Genomic DNA, 23299 nt, shown 5'->3' with positions numbered 1-23299 from the left:
CAGTCGAGTCTCGTCAGAGGTCGTTCTTGTCGTAGGCCATGCGGACGAGGTCATCCACGTCCAGGTCGTCGATGGACTCGGCGGGCTCCTCGTCCACCGGTCCGGTGGCGGGGTCGTGGGAACCGGCCAGCCGCAGCAGCTCGTCCAGCAGCCCGGATTCGCGGAGCCGGAGCAGGGGGATGGAGGTCAGCGCCGCGCGGACCTCGGCCTCCTCGGGGTCGAGGCCGCTGCCCGCGGTGTCGTCGGGGAAGAGTTCGGCGCCGATGTGTCCGGCGAGCTCCTCCGCGCTCGGGTAGTCGAAGACGACGGTGACGGGGAAGCGGAGCCCGGTCGCGGTGCCCAGGCGGTTGCGCAGGTCGACGGCGCTCAGGGAGTCGAAGCCCAGCTCACGGAAGGCGCGCTGGGCGTCGACGGCCTCCGGGCCGGGGTAGCCGAGCACGGTGGCGATTTGGGAGCGCACCAGCGACAGCACGGCCGCCTGCCGGTCCGCCGGGGCCAGGTCGGCCAGCCGGTCGCGCAGCGAGGAGGACTCGCCGGTCGGGTCCGCCCCCGTGTCGGCGTCGGCGGCGAGGATCCGCGCCACGTCGGGCACCTGGCCGATGAGCGGGCTGGGCCGGGCCGAGGTGAAGACGGGGACGAACCGCTCCCAGTCCACGTCGGCGACCACCACCACGGTCTCGTCCCCGTCCATCACCTGCCAGAACGCGTCGATGGCGAGCCTGGGCGTCATGAACGGGATGCCCCGGCCGCGCAGTTGCTCCTCGGCGAGGTTGGCGGCCATGCCGCCCTCCTCGGGGCTCCAGATGCCCCACACCACCGAGGTGGCGGTGAGGCCGCGGGCCCGGCGGTTCTCGGCGAGCCCGTCGAGATAGGCGTTGGCGGCGGCGTAGGCACCGTGTTCGCCACTGCCCCAGACGGCCGAGATGGAGGAGAAGAGCACGAAGGAGTCGAGCGTGTCCCGGTCGAAGAGGGCGTCCAGGTTGGCGGCGCCCGCGACCTTGGCCTCCGCCGTGTCGGCGAACTCCGCCAGATCGGTGTCGGCGAGCGGGACGAGCACACCGGCACCGGCGATGTGCAGCACGGAGCGGATCGGCGGGCCCTCGGCCTCCACCTCCCGTACGAGCGCCTCCAGCGCGGCGCGGTCGGCCACGTCGCACGCGGCGACGGTGACCTTGGCGCCGAGCTCGGTCAGTTCGGCCTTGAGCTTGTCCGCGCCGGGCGCCTCGGGGCCGCGTCGGCTGGTGAGCACCAGGTGTTCGGCACCGGCCTGGGCCAGCCGGCGGGCGATCTGGGCTCCGACGCCACCGGTGCCGCCGGTGAGCAGCACGGTGCCCTCGGGGGTCCAGGCGGCGCCGCTCCCCCGGTGTCCGGCGGCCCGTACCAACCGCCGGGTGAACACACCGGAGGGCCGCAGGGCCAACTGGTCCTCGTCGCCGAGACGGCCCGCGAGCGCGCCGCACAGCCGTGTGGTGACCCGGCCGTCGACGGTGCCCGGCAGGTCGATCATGCCTCCCCAGCGCTGGGGGTGTTCGAGGGCGGCGACCCGGCCCAGACCCCATACGGCCGCCTGGGCCGGGCTGTCGAGGACATCGGTGCCCCCGACGGACACGCCCCCACGGGTGGCCAGCCACAGCGGGGCCGCAACCCCGGTGTCGCCGAGGGCCTGGACGAGGGCGAGGGTGAGCGCGAGGCCCATGGGCACCCCCGCGTGGCCGGGGTGCGGTGCGTCGGCGAGCCCGAGCAGGGAGAGCACCCCGGCCGGGGTGTCTCCGGCGGTGGCCTCGGCGAGCCGTGCGGCGACCGCGGCGCGGTCGGCCTCGGCCGCCTCGACGGTGACGACCGTGGCTCCGTTGGTCTCCAGACCGTCGCGTACGGCGTCGATGAGCTCGGTGCCGGGGTGTCCGGCCGGGACCACGAGCAGCCAGGTGCCGGTCAGGGCCGCCGAGGCCGGGTCCGACATCCGGTTCCAAGTGACGTGGTAGCGCCAGGAGTCGAGCACGGACCGCTCCCTGCTGCCGCGACGCCATGAGGACAGCGCCGGGAGCACGGTCCGCAGCGACGACCGCTCCTCGTCGGCGTCCACCTCCAGCGCGGCGGTCAGCGCGGCCAGGTCCTCGCGCTCGACGGCGTCCCAGAACTCGGCGTCCACCGGGTCGCCTCCGGCGGCGGCCACCGGTGCCGGGGGCTGCTCCAGCCAGTACCGCTGCCGCTGGAAGGCGTACGTCGGCAACTGCACCACGGACGCGCCCAGCCCGGCGAACACCACGGCCCAGTCGACGGCCACCCCGCGGACGAACGCCTCGCCCAGCGAGGCCAGGAACCGCTCCGGACCGCCCTCGTCACGCCGCAGCGACCCCACCACCACCGCATCCTCGACGGTCGCCTGCAACGGCATCGTCAACACCGGATGGGGGCTCATTTCGAGGAACGTCCCGAACCCGGCCGCCGACAGAGCCCGCACCGCCGACTCCAGCTCCACCGTCTCCCGCAGATTGGTGTACCAGTACCCGGCGTCCAGACCCGCGGTGTCCAGGGGTGTGCCCGTCACGGTGGAGTGGAAGGTGATGTCCGAGGTGCGCGGGCGAATCGGGGCGAGGAGGTCGAGCAGTTCCCCGCGCAGCTCTTCCACATGGGCCGAGTGGGACGCGTAGTCCACCGGGATCAGCTTCGCCCGTACGTCCTCTGCCTCGCACTCCGCCTGGAGTTCGCGGAGGGCCTCGGGGTCGCCGGACACCACGATCGAGCCAGGGCCGTTGACCGCCGCGACGGAGATACGTCCGTCCCAGGCGGTGATCCGCTCGCGCACCCGATCGGCGCTCTCGGCGACGGACATCATCCCGCCACGACCCGCCAGCCCCCGCCCGATGGCCTGCGAGCGCAACGCCACCACCCGCGCCCCATCCTCCAACGACAACGCACCCGCCACCACCGCCGCCGCGATCTCACCCTGCGAATGCCCCACCACCGCCGCAGGCACCACCCCACACGACCGCCACACCTCCGCCAACGACACCATCACCGCCCACAACGCCGGCTGCACCACATCCACCCGCCCCAACCCCGGACCCCCACCCCGCAACACCTCACTCAACGACCACTCCACGAACTCCGCCAGCGCCACCTCACACTCCGCGATCCGCCCCGCGAACACCGGCGAAGAGTCCAGCAACTCCACCGCCATCCCCACCCACTGCGACCCCTGCCCCGGAAACACGAACACCGGCTTACCGGCCGGGCCCGCCACGCCCTGGGCCACGAGGCCACCGGGCTCGCCCCGGGTCAGCGCCGTCAGGCCGCCGCGGAAGTCCTCGACGCCGCCACCGACCACCACGGCGCGGTGGTCGAAGAGGGCGCGGGTGGTGGCCAGCGAGAGGCCCACGTCGGCCGGGGCCAGCTCCGGGTCCTCCGCGAGGCGCGCCAGCAGCCGTTCCGCCTGCGCCCGCAGGCCCGACTCGGTCTTGGCCGACAGCACCCAGGGCACCGTTCCGCCGCCCACCGGGGCGTCCCCCTCGGCCGAGGAGCCCGAAGGCTCCGCCTCGGGGGCCTGCTCGATGATGGCGTGGGCGTTGGTGCCGCTGGCGCCGAAGGCGGAGACCCCGGCGCGGCGGACCCGCCCGGTCTCCGGCCACGGCCGGGCCTGGGTGAGCAGTTCGACGGCGCCCGAGGACCAGTCCACGTTGGGCGACGGCTCCTCGACGTGCAGGGTCCTGGGCAGCACACCGTGGCGGATCGCCTGCACCATCTTGATCACGCCGCCGACCCCCGCGGCGGCAGCCGTGTGGCCGATGTTGGACTTCAGCGAGCCGAGCCACAGCGGCCGGTCGGCCGGGCGCTTCTTCCCGTACGTGGCGAGCAGGGCGCCCGCCTCGATGGGGTCGCCCAGCGACGTCCCCGTGCCATGCGCCTCGACCACATCGACATCGGCGCCGGACAGCGTGGCGTTGGCCAGCGCCTGCCGGATCACCCGCTGCTGCGCACGGCCGTTGGGCGCGGTGAGGCCGTTGCTGGCGCCGTCCTGGTTGATGGCGGAGCCGCGGACGACCGCGAGCACGGTGTGGCCGTTGCGGCGGGCGTCCGAGAACCGTTCCAGCAGCAGCACTCCGACGCCCTCGCCCCAGGCGGTGCCGTCGGCCGTCGAGGAGAACGCCTGGCAGCGGGAGGAGGTGGACAGCGCCCGCTGGCGGCTGAACTCGATGAAGCCGCTCGGTGTGGACATCACGGTGGTGCCGCCGGTGAGCGCCATCGAGCAGTCGCCCTGCCGCAGCGCCTGGCCGGCCATGTGCAGCGCCACCAGCGAGGACGAGCACATGGTGTCGACCGTGACGGCCGGTCCCTCCAGCCCCAGGGTGTAGGCGACCCGGCCGGAGAGGATGGCGCCCGAGGCGCCCATGGACATCTGGCCTTCGAGCCCTTCGGGCAGCTCGGTCAGACCGCGGGCGTAGTCGAAGTCGGTGGCACCCATGAAGATGCCGGTGTCGCTGCCGCGCAGGGTGCCCGGGTCGATTCCGGCCCGTTCGAAGGTTTCCCAGACCACTTCCAGCAGCAGCCGCTGCTGCGGGTCCATGGTGAGGGCCTCGCGCGGCGAGATGCCGAAGAACGCCGGGTCGAACTGGTCCACATCATGGAGGAATCCGCCCTGGCGGGCGTAGGTGCGGCCCTCCCGGTCGGGGTCCGGGTCGAAGAGGTTCGGCAGGTCCCAGCCCCGGTCGGCCGGGAAGTCGCCCATGCCGTCCCGGCCTTCGGCTACGGCCTGCCACAGGTCCTCGGGGGACCGGATGTCGCCCGCGTAGCGGCAGTTCATCCCCACGATGGCGATGGGCTCGGGGGTCTGCAGCTCCTGGATCCGGCCGTGTGCCGCGCGGAGGTGGCCGGTGGCCCGCTTGAGGTAGTCGCGCAGCTTCTTCTCGTTGTCCATGGTCGTCAGCTCCTCAAGAGGGCCGGAACGTCGGTGGCGGCCGGGGCGGTGGCGCGGGGGTTCATCGGGCCGTCAGATCCCGGCCCAGCAGCTGGAACATCCCGTCCAGCAGCTCGAACATCTCGTCGTCCGTGGCCGATTCGATGTCGTCCAGCTCCAGGGCGGCGAGGGTGGACTGGGCGCGGTCGAGCTCCGCGAGCGACGTGGTGTCCATGGACTCCTCGTCCGAGGGCAGGAGTTCCTCCCGCAGCAGCCCGGCGAGGTCGCCGGCGGTCGGGTAGTCGAAGACGAGGGTGACCGGCAGCCGCAGACCGGTGGCGGCGTTCAGCCGGTTGCGCAGATCGACCGCGGTGAGCGAGTCGAAGCCCAGCTCCTTGAAGGCCCGCCCGGTCTCGACCGCGCCCGCGTCGGTGTAGCCGAGGGCCGCGGCCGCCTGCTCGCTCACCAGCTCCACCAGGGCGGTGTGACGGTCGGCCGGGCTCAGCTCCACGAGCCGCTTGCGCAGCGCCGCGGCGCCACCGGCCTCCTCCCGCTCCGCCCCGGCCGGGTCCTGCCCGGTGCCGCCCGCCTCGGGGAGGTCGGCGAGCAGCGGCAGCGGCCGGAGGGCGGACAGGGTGGGTGCGAAACGGCCCCAGTCGATGTCGGCGGCGACGAGGAAACCGTCGCCGTGCGCGACCGTCTGCCGCAGCAGTTCCAGGGCCCGCGCACCGTCGATGGGGGGCGCGCCACGCCGTCCTAGCTGGTCCGCCACCTCACCGTCGATCATTCCGCCGCCCGCCCAGGCGCTCCAGGCCACCGACGTGGCGGGCAGGCCGTCCGCGCGCCGGAGTTGGGCGAGTGCGTCGAGATACGCGCTGGCCGCCGCGTAGTTGCCCTGTCCGGCGGCGCCCACGGTGCCGGCGATCGAGGAGAGCAGGACGAACGCGTCGAGGTCCAGGTCCCGGGTGAGCTCGTGCAGATGGCGCGCGCCCGCCGCCTTGGGGCGCAGTACGGCCTCGATCCGCTCGGGGGTGAGCGCGTCGACGGTGGCGTCGTCCAGCGCGCCCGCGGCGTGCACCACGGCGGTCAGCGGGTGGTCCGCGCCGTCGCCCGTGACCGAGTCCAGCAGATGTGCCAGCGCCGCGCGGTCGGCCACATCGCAGGCGGCGACGGTCACCTGGGCGCCGCGCCCGGTCAGTTCGGCCGCCAGCTCGGCCGCGCCCGGAGCCTGGGGCCCGCGGCGGCTGACGAGCACCACGTGTTCGGCGCCCTCGTGGACCAGCCCGCGGGCGATCTGGGCGCCGACGCCGCCGGTGCCACCGGTGATCAGGACGGTGCCGCGGGGCCGCCAGCGTTCGGCGGAGGAAGTGGCACCGGCCCGCCTCAGCCGCCGGGCGAGGGTGCCCGAGGCGCGGATGGCCAGTTGGTCCTCGCCGTCCTGGGCGGTCAGGGCGCGGGCGAGCGCCCGGAGGGAACCCTCGTCGAGCCTGGCGGGAAGATCGATCAAACCGCCCCAGCGCTGCGGGTGTTCCAGGGCGACCGCACCGCCCAGGCCCCAGACGAGGGCTTGCGCGGGGGCTTCGAGACGGTCGGCGCCACCCGCGGAGACGGCGCCGCGGGTGACACACCACAGGGGCGCGTCGAGGCCCGCGTCGCCCAGCGCCCGCACCAGGGCGAGGGTGGTGGCGAACCCGGTGGGGACGTCGAGGTGTGCCGGATGCGGTGCCTCGTCGAGGGCCAGCAGGGACACCACCCCGCCGGGCGCCCCGGCTTCTCCGAGTGCCTCGGTGATACGGGTGGCGAGGCGGGCGCGGTCGGTGTCGTCCGGGCCGATCCGCAGGGGGACGATCTCGGCGCCGAGGGCGGCGAGTCCGGCGGTGATGGCCTCGGTGTCGGCGGCTCCGGCGTGGGTGGCTCCGGTGTCGGAGGCATCGGTGTCGGCGGCATCGGTGTCGGAGGCATCAGTGCTGGTGGCCTCGGTGTCAGCGGCCCCGGTGGTGTCGGGCACCGCCACCAGCCAGCGGCCGGTGAACGCGGGGGTCCGCTGTCCGTCGACCGGCTGCCAGCCGATGCGGTAGCGCCACGAGTCGAGCAGCGCCTGGTCGCTCAGCCGGGACCGCCACGAGGAGAGCAGCGGAAGCACCTCGCTGAGGGGCGCGTCGGCGCCGGTGCCCAGTGTGGCCGTCAGCGTGTCCAGGTCGGCGTTCTCGACCGCAGTCCAGAACTCGGCCTCCGCCCGGCCGGTGGCCGCTTCGGCGACGGGCCCGGTCTGGGGCTCCACCCAGTAACGGGCGCGCTGGAACGCGTACGTGGGAAGGTCGACGCGGCCGACTCCCCGCCCGGCGAACAGCGCCCGCCAGTCCGCCTCCGCGCCGTGGACGTACGCCTGGGCGAGCGAGAGCAGCATCCGCTCGGGGCCGCCCTCCTCGCGACGCAGGGTGCCGATGACGGCGGCCGTGCCGTCGGCGGCCTCGACGGTGGCCTCCATGGCGGCGGCCAGTACGGGGTGCGGGCTCACCTCCACGAACAGCCGGTGGCCGCTGGTGAGCAGCGCCCGGGTGGCCGTTTCGAGCCGCACGGTCTCGCGCAGGTTGCGGGCCCAGTAAGCGGCGTCGAGCCCGGCGGTGTCGAGGGGTTCCCCGGTGACGGTCGAGTGGAAGACGATCCGCGAGGTGCGCGGACGGATGGGGGCGAGGATGTCCAGCAACTCGTCGTGGATCTGCTCCACCTGGGCGGAGTGCGAGGCGTAGTCCACCGGGATCACCTTCGCCCGTACGTCCTCGGCCTCGCAGCGGGCCAGCAGCTCGTGCAGTGCCTCCGGTTCACCGGAGACCACCACCGCGCCGGGGCCGTTGACGGCCGCCACGGAGATACGGCCGTCCCACGCGGCGATCCGCTCCCGCACCTCCTCGACCGGGAGCGAAACGGACATCATGCCGCCGTGTCCGGCAAGGCCGCGTGCGATGGCCTGCGACCGCAGCGCCACCACCCGCGCCCCATCCTCCAACGACAACGCACCCGCCACCACCGCCGCCGCGATCTCACCCTGCGAATGCCCCACCACCGCCGCAGGCACCACCCCACACGACCGCCACACCTCCGCCAACGACACCATCACCGCCCACAACGCCGGCTGCACCACATCCACCCGCCCCAACCCCGGACCCCCACCCCGCAACACCTCACTCAACGACCACTCCACAAACCCCGACAACGCCACCTCACACTCCGCCAACCGACCCGCGAACACCGGCGACGAATCCAACAACCCCACCGCCATCCCCACCCACTGCGACCCCTGCCCCGGAAACACGAACACCGGACGGGCCTCCACCACCGCAGCGCCCTCGCCGCGCACCACCCCGGCGGACACCCCTCCGGAGGCCAACGCCGCCAGATGGCCGAGCAGTTGGGAGCGGTCCGCGCCCACCACGGCGGCGCGGTATTCGAAGGCCGACCGACCGGTGGCGAGCGCGTGGCCGACGTCGGCCGGGGACAGGCCGGGACGCTCGTTCAGCCGCGCCAGCAGCCGCTCCGCCTGCGCCCGCAGGGCCGCTTCGCTTCTCCCGGAGAGCACCCAGGGGACGGCGGAGCCGCCGAGCGCGGTCCCGTCGAGTGCGGGTGCGCCGTCTTCGTCGCCCTCCCCGGCGGCCGGGGCCTGTTCGAGAATGACATGGGCGTTGGTGCCGCTCACACCGAACGCGGACACCCCGGCGCGGCGCGGGCGGCCACGCTCCGGCCACTCCTGGGCCTCGGTCAGCAGCTCGACCGCGCCGGAGGACCAGCTGACGGCCGGGGACGCCTGGTCGACGTGGAGTGTCCTCGGCAGCGTTCCGTGGCGCAGCGCCATCACCGTCTTGATGACCCCGCCGGCCCCGGCCGCCGCCTGGGTGTGGCCGATGTTGGACTTGAGCGAGCCGAGCCACAGCGGATGGCCCAAGGTGCGGCCCTTTCCGTAGGTGGCGAGCAGCGCGCCCGCCTCGATCGGGTCGCCCAGCGCCGTGCCCGTGCCATGGGCCTCGACGGCGTCGACGTCGTCCACCGTCAGCCCGGCGGCGGTCAGCGCCGCCTCGATGACCCGGCGCTGGGCCGGGCCGTTGGGCGCGGCGAGGCCGTTGCTGGCGCCGTCCTGGTTGATGGCGCTGGAGCGCAGGACGGCGAGGACCGGGTGACCGTTACGGCGGGCGTCGGACAGCCGCTCCAGTAGCACCATGCCCGCGCCTTCGCCCCAGCCGGTGCCGTCGGCGCCCGCGGCGAAGGACTTGCAGCGGCCGTTGGCCGCCAGTCCGCGCTGGTGGCTGAACTCGACGAAGACACCGGGGGTGGCCATGACCGCCACGCCTCCGGCCAGCGCCAGCGAGCATTCGCCGCGGCGCAGCGCCTGGGCCGCCAGATGCATGGTCACCAGCGATGAGGAGCACGCGGTGTCCAGGGTGACGGCCGGGCCTTCGAGGCCGAGGGTGTAGGAGATGCGGCCGGAGGCGACGCTGGAGACGTTGCCGATCAGCAGATGGCCCTCGACGCTCTGCGGCGCGTACTGCGGATCTCCGCCGTATTGGAACGAGGCGAGTCCCACATAGACTCCGGCCCTGCTCCCCTTCAGCGAGAACGGGTCGATGCCCGCGCGTTCGATCGCCTCCCAGGACACTTCGAGCAGCAGCCGCTGCTGCGGGTCCATGGCCAGTGCCTCACGCGGGGAGATGCCGAAGAAGGCCGGGTCGAACTGGTCGGCGTCGTGGACGAATCCACCTTCGCGGGTGTTGCAGGTGCCCGACCGGCCCGGATCCGGGTCGTAGAGTCCCTCGACGTCCCAGCCCCGGTTGACGGGGAACTCCGAGATCGCGTCCCGGCCCTCGGCCACCAGCCGCCACAGGTCCTCCGGTGAACGGACACCGCCGGGGAAGCGGCAGCCCATCGAGACGATGGCGATCGGCTCCCGCTCGTCGGCCTCGATCTGGTCCAGCCGCGCACGGGCCTGCTTGAGGTCGGAGGAGACCCGCTTGAGGTAGGTGAGGAGTTTCTCTTCGTTCTCGTTCGCCATCAGGAAGCCCCGAATTCGTTGTCGATGAAGTCGAAGACCTCGTCGGCGGTAGCGGAAAGGAGTTCGGTGTCGGGGGATGGGCTGCCGGTGTGCTCCACGGGCGTGCCGCCCAGCTTCGCCATGAGGTCGCCGAGACGCCCCGTCAGCCGCTCCCGGACTCCGTCGTCGGCGATCAGCTCCGGCAGTGCGGACTCCCACCGGTCCAGGTCGTCGAGGAGGGTGAGCGCGTCCGTCGGCCGGGCCGACGGCAGCTCGCCGCGGAGGTACTCGGCCAGCGGCGCGGGCGCCGGATAGTCGAAGACGAGGGTGGCGGGCAGGTCGAGTCCGGTGACCGTGGCCAGCCGGTTGCGCAGTTCGACGGCGGTGAGCGAGTCGAAGCCCAGCTCCTTGAACGGGCGGCCGCCGGCGACCGCGTCGGACGAGGAGTGGCCGAGCACGGCCGCCGCCTGGGCGTGCACCAGATCCCGCAGGGCCCGGTTCAGGTCCTCGCCCGACAGGCCCGCGAGGCTCTCCAGGAAGGTGTCCGCCACGCCGTCCGGCCCGCCGCCGTCGGGGGCGGCCGCTGTGGTGGCGAGGGCGTCGCGCACCTCCGGCAGCTCGCCGATCAGCGGCCGGGGGCGCGCCGCGGTGAAGCCGGGGACGAAGCGGTCCCAGCGCACATCGGCGAGGACGAGCGAGGTCTCGCCGGTGTGCAGTGCCTCGCCGAGCGCGGCCACCGCCAACTGCGGTGCCATCGCGGGCAGTCCGCGGCGGCTGAGGTGCTCCGCCACCTCGCCGTGCTCGATCATGCCGTGGTCGGCCCAGGGGCCCCAGGCCACGGAGGTGGCGGGGAGGCCGCGTGCCGCGCGGTGCTCGGCGAGGGCGTCCAAGTAGGCGTTGGCGGAGGCGTAGGCGCTCTGTCCGCCACTCCCCCAGGTGGCGGCGATCGAGGAGAAGAGCACGAACGCCTCGAGGTGGTCCTGGTCCAGCAACGCGTCCAGATGGGCGGCGCCCAGGACCTTGCCGTCGGCCATCTCCGCGAAGTCGGCCACCGTGCTGTCGGCGAGTTGGGAGAACTCCACGACGCCCGCGGCGTGGAAGACGGCGTGCACCGGATCGCCCCCGGCGGTGGTCCGGTGCAGCAGCGCCGCCACCTCGTCGCGGTCGCGGACGTCGCACGCCGCCACCGTCACCCGCACTCCGCCCTCACCCAGCGCGGTCAGCTCGTCGCGCAGTTCGGCGGCGCCGGGTGCCGCCGTGCCACGTCGGCTGGTGAGCACGAGATGTTCGGCGCCGGAGCGGGCCAGCCAGCGGGCGACCTGGGCGCCGAGCCCGCCGGTGCCCCCGGTGATCAGCACCGTGCCATGCGGCTTCCAGCTCTCCCGGCCCGGTGTGCGCAGTGGCGCCCGGACGAGCCGCCGGACGAACACCCCGGCGTCGCGGAGGGCGAGCTGGTCCTCCGGACCGCTGTCGCCGACGATGCCGGAGAGCGCGGCGCACAGCCGGTCCGCCGTCCGCTCGTCGAGGTCCCCGGGGAGGTCGACCAGACCGCCCCACCGCTGGGGGTGTTCCAGGGCCATGACCCGGCCGAGGCCCCAGGTGGCGGCCTGGGCGGGGCTGCCGAGCGGATCGGATCCGCTCACCGACACGGCCCCGGCGGTGGCGAGCCACAGCGGCGCGGCGATCCCCGCGTCGCCCAGCGCCTGGATCAGTCCGAGGTTGAGGGCCAGACCGGTGGTGAGCGCGGTGTGTTCGGGGTGCGGGCCGTCGTCGAGGGCGAGCAGCGAGAGCACACCGGCCGGGGTGCCCCCGGTGGCCACCACCTGGCGCAGCCGCTCGGCGAGCGCGTCACGGCCGGTCGTGGCCAGGGTGAGGGGGTTGACGTGTGCGCCGCGCCGGTCGAGGGCCGCCACCACGGCGGCGACCCGCGCGCTGTCGGCCCGGCCCTCGGGCACGGCCAGCAGCCAGGTGCCGGACAGCGGCGCCGTACGTTCCTCGACGGACACCGGGGACCAGGTGATCCGGTAGCGCCAGGAGTCCACGGTGGCGCGGTCGCTCTGGCCCCGGCGCCAGGAGGAGAGCGCGGGCAGCAGTTCGCTGAGCCGCGTCTGCTGGTCGATCTCCAGGGTGGTGGTCAGCGCCTCCAGGTCCTCGCGCTCGACCGCCTCCCAGAAGCGTGCCTCCACGGCGGACGTGTCCGTGGCGGCGGCAGTCGGGGTTCCAGACGTGGCGGGGTCGAACCAGTAGCGCTGCCGCTGGAAGGCGTACGTGGGCAACTCCACCCGGCACGCACCGCGCCCGGCGAACACCCGCTCCCAGTCCACCTCGCCGCCGTGGGCGTGGAACTGGGCGACCCCGGACAGCAACGCCTCGACCTCGGCACGGTCCTTGCGCAGGAGGGGTACGAACGCGGCGGCGGCCTCCGAGACGCAGTCCCGGCCCATGGCGGAGAGCACACCGGCCGGGCCGATCTCCACATACCGGGTGACCCCCTGCCCTTCGAGGAACCGTACGCCGTCCCCGAAGCGGACTGCCTGACGCACATGGCGCACCCAGTACTCCGGCGAGCACACCTCCTCGCCCACCGGCTCACCTGTGACGTTCGAAATGATCGCCAGTCCCGGTGCGGAGTAGGTGATCCCGGCCGCCACTTCGGCGAATTGGCCTAGCATCCCCTCCATCAGCGGCGAGTGGAAAGCGTGCGAGACGCTCAGTCGCCTGCTCTTGACGCCCACCGCCTCGGCCACCGCCAGCACCGCCGACTCCGCACCGGAGATGACGGTCGCCGCCGGGCCATTGACAGCCGCCACACTCACCCGGTCCTCGTAACCGGCCAGATGTGGCAGCACCTCGGCCTCCGCGGCCTTCAGCGACACCATCGCACCGCCCTCGGGCAGCGCCTGCATCAGCCGACCGCGCGCGGCCACCAGCGCACACGCGTCCTCCAGCGAGAAGACCCCCGCCACATGGGCCGCGGCCAGCTCCCCCACCGAATGCCCCACCACGAAATCCGGTGCGAGACCCCACGTTTCGATGAGCCGGAACAGCGCCACCTCCACAGCGAACAGCCCGGTCTGCGTGAACACCGTCCGGTCCAGCGCCTCCGCATCCCCGCCGAAAACCACCTCCCGCACCGAACCACCATCCAGATGACGGTCCAACTCCGCACACACCGCGTCGAACTCCGCCGCGAACACCGGGAACGCCGCGTACAACTTCCGTCCCATACCGGGTCGTTGCGCACCCTGCCCGGTGAACAGGAACGCCGTCCTGCCCTCCTCGTCCGCCACCGCGCCGGGGGTGACGCCCGTGGCGAGCTGGTCCAGCCCGCTCAACAGCTCCGCCCGGTCGCGGCCGATGACCGCCGCGCGGTGGCCGAAGGCGGTCCGGGCCAGCGCCAGCGAGTAGCCCACATCCACCGGGTCCAGCTCCGGCCGCTCCGTCACGTACGACCGCAGCCGCGCTGCCTGGGCGCGCAACGCCACCTCGGTACGGCCGGACACCACCCACGGCACCACATCGGTGCGCACCGACGGCTCCGGGTCGGCGGCGGGCCCGGCGGGCGGTTCCTCCAGGATGAGGTGGGCGTTGGTGCCGCTGATGCCGAAGGCGGACACCCCGGCGCGGCGCACCCGCTCGCCCACCGGCCAGTCCCTGGCCTCGGTCAGCAGCTCGACCGCTCCGGCCGTCCAGTCCACATGCGGGGTGGGCTCCTTGACGTGGAGTGTCCTGGGCAGCAGACCGTGGCGCATCGCCATGACCATCTTGATGACACCGGCCCCGCCGGCCGCGCCCTGGGTGTGGCCGATGTTGGACTTCAGCGCGCCCAGCCACAGCGGCCGTTCGGCCTCCCGGCCCTGACCGTAGGTGGCGAGGATGGCCTGGGCCTCGATCGGGTCGCCGAGCGTGGTGCCGGTGCCGTGGGCCTCGACGGCGTCCACCTCGGCGGCCGACAGCCCGGCGTTCGCCAGGGCCTGGCGGATCACCCGCTGCTGGGAGGGGCCGTTGGGGGCGGTGAGGCCGTTGCTGGCGCCGTCCTGGTTGACGGCGGAGCCGCGCACCAGCGCGAGTACCTCATGGCCGTTGGCCCGGGCGTCGGACAGCCGCTCCAGGAGCACCATGCTGACGCCCTCGCCCCAGCTGGTGCCGTCGGTGTCGGAGGAGAACGCCTTCGACCTGCCGTCGGGGGCGAGGCCGCGCTGCCGGCTGAACTCGATGAACAGGCTCGGCGTGGACATCATCGTCGTGCCGCCCGCCAGCGCCATCGAGCATTCGCCCTGGCGCAGCGCCTGCGCCGCCTGGTGGATGGCGACCAGGGAGGAGGAGCACGCGGTGTCGATGGTGAGCGCCGGGCCCTCCCAGCCGAGGGAGTAGGCGATGCGGCCGGAGACCACGCTGGCGGCCTTGCCGGTCAGCAGATACCCCTCCATGTCCTCGGGGATCTCGCCGAGCCCCGAGGCGTAGTCCTGGCCGGTGGAGCCGATGAACACGCCGGCGGTGCTGCCCCGGGTGGTGTGCGGGTCGATCCCGGCGCGCTCCAGCGCCTCCCAGGAGGTCTCCAGCAGCAGCCGCTGCTGCGGGTCCATGGCGAGCGCCTCGCGCGGGGAGATCCCGAAGAACTCGGGGTCGAAGTGGTAGGCGTCGTAGAGGAAGCCGCCCTCCTTGGCGTAACTCCTGCCCGGCGTATCGGGGTTGGGGTCGTACAGCTCCTCGACGTTCCAGCCGCGGTCGGCCGGGAAGGCCGAGATCACATCGCGGCCGTCGGCCACCAGCTCCCACAGCTCCTCGGGCGCGCGGACCCCGCCCGGCAGCCGGCAGCTCATGGCCACGATGGCGATCGGGTCGTCATCGGCGGGCCGGACGGCGGCCACCACGGCCGCCACCTCCTCCCGCTCGCCCAGTGCCTCGCGCCGCAGATGGTCCACCAGCACGGCGGGGGTCGGATAGTCGAAGAGGAGGGTGGTCGGCAGCCGCAGCCCGGTGGCCGCGCCCAGCCGGTTGCGCAACTCCACGGCGGTCAGGGAGTCGAAGCCGACCTCGCGGAAGGCGCGGGTGGCCTCGATGTCCTCCGGGGCGGCGAGCCCCAGCACGGCCGCCGCGTGTTCCCGCACCAGGTCCAGCAGGAACGGATCACGGTCGGCCGCCGCCAGGGCGGCCAGCCGCCGGCCCAGCGAGCTCTCGCCGGTTTCCACGGCTCCGCCTCCGCCACCGGCCCGTACCACCCGGCGGACCGGCGTCCTGACCAGGCCGCGCAGATAGGCGGGGACGGCGTCCTGGCCGGGGGTGCCGCTCGTGGCCCGCCTGCGCAGGTCCGCCAGATCGAGCCGGACGGGCACCAGAGTGGCGTCCCCGGCCGCCCGCGCGGCGTCGAAGAGTTCCATACCCTCCACGCTGGGCAGCGGACGGATGCCGGAGCGCGCCATGCGCCGCACATCGGCGTCGGCCAGATGGCCGCTCATGCCGCTGCGCTGCTCCCACAGGCCCCAGGCGAGGGACTGGGCGGCCAGGCCGCGGGCCCTGCGGTGCTGGGCGAGGGAGTCCAGGAAGGCGTTGGCAGCGGCGTAGTTGGCCTGTCCGGCGTTGCCGATGGTGGCGACGACGGAGGAGTAGAGGACGAACGCGGCCAGGTCGTGGTCCGCGGTCAGCTCGTGCAGATTCCATGCGGCGTCCACCTTGGGCCGCAGCACCCGGTCGAGCCGCTCGGGGTTCAGCGCGTCCACGACGCCGTCGTCGAGCACCCCCGCCGCGTGGATCACGGCGGTCAGCGGATGCGCGGCGGGTATCGCGCCGAGCAGCCCGGCAAGCGCCTCCCGGTCGGCCGTATCGCAGGCGGCGACGGTGACGGTGGCCCCCAACTCGACCAGCTCCGCGCGGAGTTCGGCCATGCCCTCGGCGGCGGGCCCGCGCCGGCTGGTCAGCAGCAGATGCCGTACGCCGTGCTCGGTCACAAGGTGGCGGGCGAGGAGCCCGCCGAGGGTGCCGGTGGCGCCGGTGACGAGAACGGTGTCCTCGGGATCCAGCCGTCGGTGGGCGTCGGCGGCCTCGGTGGGCCGTGCACCGGCGGACTCGGTAGCCCTGGTGGAGGCGACCTCGATGGCTTCGGTGGCAGTGGTCTCGGCGGCCTCGGTGGCGGCGGCCACGGTCGCGGCGAGCCCGGCAACCCCGGTGGCGGCAACCCCGGCAACCTCGGTGCCGTTGGCCTCAGCGGTCTCGGCGCCGGTGGCCACGGTCGCGGCGGGCCCGGCAACCCCGGCCCCAGCGACCTGGGCAACCCCGGTGCCGGTGACCCCGGAAGTCCGGGTGGCGACGGCCCCAGCAGCCCCAGCAGCCGCACCGGCCCCAGCCCCCATAGCCACCCGGCCCAGCCGGGGCACCCGGGCCCGGCCCTCGCGCACCGCGCACTGCGGTTCGCCGGAGGCCACCGCGCCCGGGAGGGCGTCCACCGACTCCGGGTGGCCGTCGAGGTCGACGAGGACGAAGCGTCCGGGGTGCTCCGACTGCGCCGAGCGCACCAGCCCCCATACGGCGCCGTATGCCACATCTGGCACCTCTTCGCCGGGGACGGCCGCGACCGCGCCTCGGGTGACGAACACCAGCCTGGAGGAGGCGAGGCGCTCGTCGGAGATCCACCGCTGGATCAGCGCCAGCACGCGGTGGGTGGCCGCGTGGGCCGCCTCCGCCACATCTCCGTCGCCCTCGGCGGTGCGGGTGCACGGCACCAGTACCGCGTCCGGCACGTCCGCCGCCTCGTCGTAGGGCACCGCGTCCACAGCCGGGGAGAGCCCGAGCGGATCGTCGCCGAGCACCGCCCAGGTCGCCGGGGCCACGGCCGTGGCCGCGGCGGGCGCGGCGGGCCACTCCAGGCGGAACAGCGACGGGTGGAGGGCGGAGCGGCCACCGATCGGCTCGGGCGTGTCCATCGTGCGCAGTACGAGCCGGTCCACCGAGACCACCGGGGCGCCGCTCGGGTCGGCCGCGGCCACCGCGTAGGTGTCGGGACCGGCCGGTGTCAGCCGTACCCGCAGTGCCGTGGCGCCCGTGGCGTGCAGTACGGCACCGCTCCATGCGGAGGCCAGCCGCGACCCGCCACCGTCACCCGGGGCCTCCACCACGTCGAGCACGGACTCCAGCAGCACCGGGTGCAGACCGTAGCGCTGGGCGTCGGCCTCCTCGGCCTCGGTCAGCCCCACCTCGGCGTAGAGGTCCTCACCGAGCCGCCAGGCCGCGACGGCGCCACCCGACACCTCCACCGGGACCGCGTCGGCCGGGGGCCACACGGCGAGGCCGGGGTCCACGGCCGGGGCACCGGCGCCCAGAATCGCCGTGGCGTACCGCGTCCACGGCTCGTCGGAGTCCGCGCCCTCGGCGCGTGCGTAGACGCTGAGCGCGCGCAAGCCGCCACCGTCCGGGGCGCCGACGCGTACCTGGATCACCGCGGCGCCCTTCTCGGGCAGTACCAGCGGCGTGTCCAGGGAGAGTTCCTCGATCCGGTCGCAGCCGACCTGGTCGCCCGCCCGGATCGCCAGTTCGGCGAGGGCGCTGCCGGGGAGCACGGCCGCGTCCGGGCCGGTGCGCTCGGTCAGCCAGGGGTGGTCCTGTGCGGAGATCCGGCCGGTGAACAGATGGTCGTCCGCCCCGGCCAGCCGGACCGCCGCGCCGAGCAGCGGATGTCCGGCCGCGTCGAGCCCGGCGGCGGCCACATCGCTCGCCGCGACCGGCTTGTCCAGCCAGTACCGCTGCCGCTGGAACGGATACGTCGGCAGCTCCACGTCCGGTGCGCCGTGCCCCGGGCCGCCCTCGAACACGGCGTCCCAGGACGGCTCGACACCTTGCACGTACGCCTCGGCGAACGAGCCGGCGAAGCGCTCCGGGTGGCCCTCGTCCCGGCGCAGCGTGCCGACGACGGCGGCGCTCCCTCCGGTGTCCTCGATGGTCTGCTGGAGCGACATGGCGAGCATGGGGTGCGGCGCGCACTCGATGAACGCCGTGTGACCGTCGGCCAGCAGCGCCCGGGTGGCCCGCTCGAAGTCCACCGGCTCGCGCATGTTCCGGTACCAGTAGTCGGTGTCCAGCTCCGCGGTGTCCAGCGGCCCGCCGGTCACCGTGGAGTAGTACGCGATCCGCGAGGCGCGCGGCCGCACCCCCGCCACTTCGCGCAGCAGCCGCTCGCGCAAGCCGTCGACCTGCGGGGAGTGCCCGGCGGTGTCCACACCCGGCACCCGGCGGGACTTCACCCCGTCGGCGGCCAGCTCGGCCATGAAGGCGTCCAGGGCCTCCGGATCGCCGGAGACGGTCACCGTCGCGGGGCTGTTGACGGCGGCGATGCCGAGCCGTTCGCTCCACGGCCGAAGCCGCTCGGCGACCGTCTCGGCCGACGCGAGCACCGAGAGCATGCCGCCCTTGCCGCTCAACTCGGCCCATGCCTGGCTGCGCCGGGCCACCACCTTGGCGGCGTCCTCCAGCGAGAGCCCACCGGCCACATACGCGGCGGCGATCTCGCCCTGCGAATGGCCCACCACCGCCGCCGGTTCGACGCCGTACGAGCGCCACAGCGCGGCCAGCGAGACCATCACCGCGAACAGCGCGGGCTGGACGACGTCGATGCGGGACAGCGACGGGGCGCCCGGCTCACCGCGCAGCACCTCGCGCAACGACCAGTCCAGGAACGGCTCCAGGGCGTCGGCGCACTCCTCCAGCCGCTCCGCGAAGACGGGCGAGGCGTTCCACAGCGGGAGCGCCATCCCGATCCACTGCGAACCCTGCCCGGGGAAGACGAACACGGTCTTCCGGCGCCCGCCCGCCGTGCCCTCGACCACATGGGGCGCCGGGGTGCCCTGCGCGAGCGCGCCGAGCCCGTCCAGGAGCCGCTCCCGGTCCCGGCCGAGGATCACCGCCCGGTGACCGAAGGCCGTCCGGGTGGTGGCGAGGGCGCGGCCGAGTGCGGCGAGGTCGGTGCCGGGGTGGTCGGCCAGCTGGTCGCGCAGTTGCTCGGCCCGGGTCCGCAGGGCCTGTTCGGTGCGCCCGGTGAGCACCCAGGGCAGCACGGGCAGGCCCGCGGCAGCGGGACGGGCCTCCTCCTGGGCGGCGACGTCCGGTTCGGCCGGGGCCTGCTCCAGGATGGCGTGGGCGTTGGTGCCGCTGATGCCGAAGGACGAGACGCCCGCGCGCCGTGGCCGCGCGGTCCCCGGCTCCGGCCACGGCCGGGCCTCGGTCAGCAGCTCCACACCCCCGGACGACCAGTCGACATGCGGCGAGGGCTCGTGTACGTGCAGGGTCTTGGGGAGCGTGCCGTGGCGCAGCGCCATCACCATCTTGATGACCCCGGCCACGCCCGCCGCCGCCTGGGGGTGGCCGACATTGGACTTCAGCGAGCCGAGCCACAGCGGCCGGTCCTCGGGGCGGTCCTGACCGTAGGTGGCCAGCAGGGCCCCGGCCTCGATGGGGTCGCCGAGCGAGGTGCCGGTGCCGTGGGCCTCGACCGCGTCCACATCGGCCGTGGTGAGTCCGGCGTCCGCCAGCGCCTGCCGGATGACGCGCTGCTGGGCCGGTCCGCTCGGGGCGGTGAGGCCGTTGCTCGCGCCGTCCTGGTTGGTGGCGGAGCCACGGACCAGCGCCAGTACCCGGTGGCCGTTGCGCCGCGCGTCCGACAGGCGCTCCAGCAGCACCATGCCCACGCCCTCACCCCAGCCGGTGCCATCGGCGTCGGACGAGAACGCCTTGCAGCGGCCGTCGGGCGACAGCGCCTTCTGGCGGCTCAGCTCCACGAAGATCCCGGGGCTGGACATCACGGTGGCGCCACCGGCCAGGGCCAGCGAGCACTCGCCCTCACGCAGCGACCGCACGGCCATGTGCAGGGCCACCAGGGATGACGAGCACGCCGTGTCCACGGTGACCGCCGGGCCCTCAAGACCCCAGGTGTAGGCGATCCGGCCGGAGGCGACGCTGGTGGTGCCACCGGTCAGCAGATAGCCCTCGAACCCTTCCGACGCCTCGTCCATCCGCGGCCCGTAGTCCTGCGGCATGGTGCCGACGAAGACGCCGGCGTCGCTGCCCTTGAGCGTGGCGGGGTCGATCCCGGCGCGCTCGAACGCCTCCCACGCGGTCTCCAGCAGCAGCCGCTGCTGGGGGTCCATTGCCTGGGCCTCGCGGGGGCTGATGCCGAAGAAGGCCGGGTCGAACTGGTCGGCCTCGTAGAGGAATCCGCCCTCGCGCACATAGCTGGTGCCGTGGCGGGCCGGGTCCGGGTCGTAGAGCCCTTCCAGGTCCCAGCCCCGGTTGGCGGGGAAGCCCGCGATGGCGTCCCGGCCCTCGCCGACCAGCTGCCACAGCTGCTCGGGCGTGCGCACCCCGCCGGGGAGGCGGCAGCTCATCGCCACGATGGCGATCGGGTCGTCGTGGCCGGTGGCGCGCCGGGCGGCGGCAGGACGCGTGGCCGTGGCGGTCCGGGAGCCCACCGCCACGTCCTGGACGTGGCGGGAGAGGGCCAGCGGGGTGGGGTGGTCGAAGAGGACGGTCCCGGCGAGCCGTGTTCCGGTGGCGGTGCTGAGGAGGTTGCACAGCTCGACGGACATCAGCGAGTCGAAGCCGAGATCCTTGAAGATCTTCTCGGGGTCGACGGTGTCGGGGCCCCGGGAGCCCAGGACCCAGGCGGTGTGCGTACGGACCAGTTCCAGCGCCACGCGCTCGCGCTCGGCGGGGTCGGTCAGGGCGGCGAACTCCGCGCGCCACGAGAGGGGTTCACCGGTGGCGGCCTCCTCGATCCCGGGCAGGTCGCTGTCCAGCCAGTAGCGCTGCCGCTGGAAGGCGTACGTGGGCAACTCCACCCGGCGCGCACCGCGCCCGGCGAACACCCGCTCCCAGTCCACCTCGCCACCATGAGCGTGGAACTGGGCGACCCCGGACAGCAACGCCTCGACCTCGGCACGGTCCTTGCGCAGGAGGGGTACGAACGCGGCGGCGGCCTCCGAGACGCAGTCCCGGCCCATGGCGGAGAGCACACCGGCCGGGCCGATCTCCACATACCGGGTGACCCCCTGCCCTTCGAGGAACCGTATGCCGTCCCCGAAGCGCACCGCCTGACGCACATGGCGCACCCAGTACTCCGGCGAGCACACCTCCTCGCCCGCCAACTCGCCCGTGACGTTCGAGACGATCGCCAGTCGCGGTGCGGAGTAGCCGATCCGGCCCGCCACCTCGGCGAACTCGGCCAGCATCCCCTCCATCAGCGGCGAGTGGAAGGCATGCGAGACGGACAGCCGCCTGCTCTTGACGCCCACCGCCTCGGCCACCGCCAGCACCGCCGACTCCGCACCGGAGATGACGGTCGCCGCCGGGCCATTGACCGCGGCCACACTCACCCGGTCCTCGTAACCGGCCAGATGTGGCAGCACCTCGACCTCCGCGGCCTGGAGGGAGACCATCGCGCCGCCCTCGGGCAGCGCCTGCATCAGCCGACCGCGGGCCGCGACAAGGGTCGCCGCGTCCTCCAGCGAGAACACCCCCGCCACATGGGCCGCGGCCAGCTCCCCCACCGAATGCCCCACCACGAAATCCGGCGCGATACCCCACGACGCCACCAGCCGGAACAGCGCCACCTCCACAGCGAACAACCCGGTCTGCGTGAACACCGTCCGGTCCAGCGCCTCCGCATCCCCCCCGAAGACCACCTCCCGCACCGAACCATCCAGATGACGGTCCAACTCCGCGCATATCGCGTCAAACTTCGCCGCGAACACCGGGAACGCCGCGTACAGTTCACGCGCCATGCCCAGCCGCTGGGCACCTTGCCCGGTGAACAGGAACGCCGTCCCACCGCGGCCCGCCACCGTGCCCGGGACGACCCCCGTGGCCAGTTCGTCGAGGCCCCTCAGCAGCTCCTCCCGGTCGCGGCCGACGACCGCCGCCCGGTGGCCGAAGGCGGACCGGCCCAGCGCCAGCGAGTGGCCCACATCCACCGGCTCGAGCTCCGGCCGCGCCGCCACGTACGACCGCAGCCGCCGCGCCTGAGCCCGCAGCGCCGCGTCACCGCGGGCCGAGAGCACCCAGGGCACCACGTCGAGGTCCATCAGCCGTTCCGCGGCCGGGTCTTCGGCGGGTGCCTGCTCCAGCACCATGTGCACATTGGTGCCGCCCATGCCGAATGAGCTGACGCCCGCGAGCCGTGGGGTGTCCGCTTCCGGGGCCCAGGGGTCGAGGGCGGTCTGAACCGTGAGGCCCAGGGTGTCCAGGGGGATGGCGGGGTTCGGTGTCCGGTAGTTGAGGCTCGGGAACAGTTCGCGGTGGGTGAGCGAGAGCACCGTCTTGATGAGGCCGGTGATTCCGGCGGCCCCTTCGAGGTGGCCGACGTTCGTCTTGGCGGAGCCGACGCGCAGCGGCGCGCCGTGCGCCCGGCCGACACCCAGGACCGCGCCCAGTGCCTCGGCCTCGACCGGGTCGCCGACCTTGGTGCCGGTGCCGTGCAGTTCGACGTACTGGACCCGGGCGGGGTCGACCCCGGCGCGCTCGTAGGCGGCGCGCAGCATGGCCACCTGCCCGTGGGCCGCGGGGGTGGTGAGGCTGTCGCCGCCGCCGTCGTTGTTGGCCTCGGAGCCGCGGATCACCCCCAGCACGGGGTCGCCGTCGCGTCGGGCGTCCGCGAGCCGTTTGAGCACGACGAGGCCGCCGCCCTCACCGCGCACATAGCCGTTGGCGCGGGCGTCGAAGGTGAAGGAGCGGCCGTCCGGGGAGAGCGCGCCGAACCGCGAGGCGGCGATGAAGCTGTCGGGGGCGAGGTTGAGCTGGACGCCGCCCGCGACAGCGGTCTCGGTCTCGCCGCGCCGCAGGCTCTCGCAGGCCAGGTGGACGGCGGCCAGGGACGAGGACTGCCCGGTGTCCACGGCCACGCTGGGGCCGCGCAGTCCCAGGGCGTAGGAGACCCGGTTGGCGATGATGCCGCGGTTCAGACCGGTGAGGGTGTGCTGGGTGATGGCGGCCGGTTCGCGGCGGTGGACCAGTGTCGCGTAGTCGTCGGCGATGGCGCCGATGAAGACGCCGGTGCGGCTGCCCTCGAGGTGCGCGGGGACGAGTCCGGCGTTTTCCAGGGCCTCCCAGCACAGTTCCAGCGCGAGCCGCTGCTGGGGGTCCATCGCCAGTGCCTCGCGGGGTGAAATCCCGAAGAACTCCGGATCGAACTCGGCTGCCGTTTCGACGAACCCGCCGAATCGAATGCCGGCGTCCCGGAGCTCATCGGCATACCGGTCCGCCGGAATCTCCGTGATGGCGCTCTCTCCATTGCGCAGCAACTGCCAGAACTCATCGGGTGTCGATGCGCCCGGTACGCGACATGCCATACCGATGACCGCGATGTGCCCGTCACGCACCAGGGAGTTCTCCGACATCACGACCTC

At 73.9% G+C, this 23299-nt stretch carries 3 protein-coding genes; all 3 read right to left on the bottom strand.

Annotated elements, in window-relative coordinates; translation table 11 throughout:
* Positions 1 to 13: 13 nt before the first annotated feature.
* Positions 14 to 4915: a type I polyketide synthase gene (locus tag CGL27_RS42610; RefSeq protein ID WP_119992878.1), complete on the bottom strand. Its 4902-nt coding sequence runs from the start codon at positions 4913 to 4915 to the stop codon at positions 14 to 16.
* 61 nt (positions 4916 to 4976) lie between these two features.
* Positions 4977 to 9935, bottom strand: a complete 4959-nt coding sequence (locus tag CGL27_RS42605) for a type I polyketide synthase (protein WP_119992876.1) — start codon at positions 9933 to 9935, stop codon at positions 4977 to 4979.
* Positions 9935 to 23290, bottom strand: coding sequence for a type I polyketide synthase (locus CGL27_RS52615; RefSeq protein WP_276147897.1), 13356 nt, complete (start codon positions 23288 to 23290; stop codon positions 9935 to 9937). Before CGL27_RS52615 ends, CGL27_RS42605 begins: the two co-directional genes overlap by 1 nt.
* Positions 23291 to 23299 lie beyond the last annotated feature (9 nt).

The sequence above is a fragment of the Streptomyces sp. 11-1-2 genome (genome assembly GCF_003595545.1).
GTDB classification, from domain to species: Bacteria; Actinomycetota; Actinomycetes; order Streptomycetales; family Streptomycetaceae; genus Streptomyces; species Streptomyces hygroscopicus_B.
Note: the sequence above shows the minus strand (reverse complement) of the source record. Positions and strands in the feature narration are given on the sequence as shown.

Excerpts from the sequence above, each read along its gene's own strand:
- CGL27_RS42610 (WP_119992878.1), bottom strand. The coding sequence starts at position 4,915 with ATGGACAACGAGAAGAAGCTGCGCGACTACCTCAAGCGGGCCACCGGC.
- CGL27_RS42605 (WP_119992876.1), bottom strand. The coding sequence starts at position 9,935 with ATGGCGAACGAGAACGAAGAGAAACTCCTCACCTACCTCAAGCGGGTC.
- CGL27_RS52615 (WP_276147897.1), bottom strand. The coding sequence starts at position 23,290 with ATGTCGGAGAACTCCCTGGTGCGTGACGGGCACATCGCGGTCATCGGT.